The sequence below is a fragment of the Oleiphilus sp. HI0080 genome (assembly GCF_001635135.1).
Genome location: NZ_LWFU01001014.1, coordinates 1 through 828, shown reverse-complemented (window position 1 = coordinate 828; position 828 = coordinate 1). Strand labels below are relative to the sequence as shown.

The window sequence follows — 828 nt, the reverse complement described above, 5'->3', positions numbered from 1 at the left end:
AAACACCGCGTATTTTTCGGTGGCTCAAGACTTCTTTGGTGATCTGACCACCTTGTCGCTCGCTTACGCTCGTGGTTGGGACTCTGTCGGGAAACGGGGGCAGGCAGAAAGCGACTGGGAAGACAAAGATCTTCAGAATTATAAGCTTGGCTTGACGCAAGTTATTACAAAAAACGCGCTGTTTAGCATCGATGTCGATGTGATTACCGACGAAGGAAAGCTTGAAAATCCCTATCGTCAAAATCGTTATGTCGACCCGAATGACAGCACGGCCTACCTATATCAACCTGAGGTTTATCCAGATACACGAACAAGCACAGCGCTTGGGTTTCGTGGAATGTATTTCTTACCTTATCGTGCTTCGGTCAAATTAGAATACCGTTATTTTTCCGATAGCTGGGACATTCAAGCAAACACCTATGGTGTTTCCTACAGTCATGCTTTCGACGAATCATGGATCTTCGAAACACGCCTGCGTTATTACGAACAGGATCAAGCTCGGTTTTATAGCGATCTCTTTCCATTCGCGAACTCTCAAACCCATGTTGCCAGAGATAAGGAGCTAAGCACCTATTCTGGTATTACGTACGGATTTGGTGTGAGCTATGAGGTCAAACAGGGTGTAATTCCGTTCGTTAAGCGCCTCCAGCTAAGCCTTTTGGCCGACATTCTTGATTACGACTACGAGAACTTTAGAGACGTAACCGCGTCGGGAAGTTACTTGCCGGGCGAAGAGCCGCTATATGAGCTCGACGCTTGGGTCACACGCACATCATTAATTGTCGAATTTTAACAGGACTAACAAGCATGAACGCCAACACTAACATC

The 828-nt window shown here is 46.4% G+C and carries 1 protein-coding gene; it reads left to right on the top strand.

Annotated elements, in window-relative coordinates:
- Positions 1-793: DUF3570 domain-containing protein (locus A3751_RS19210; RefSeq protein ID WP_082863387.1), on the top strand; the 793-nt coding region annotated here is incomplete at its 5' end.
- Positions 794-828: the final 35 nt, after the last annotated feature.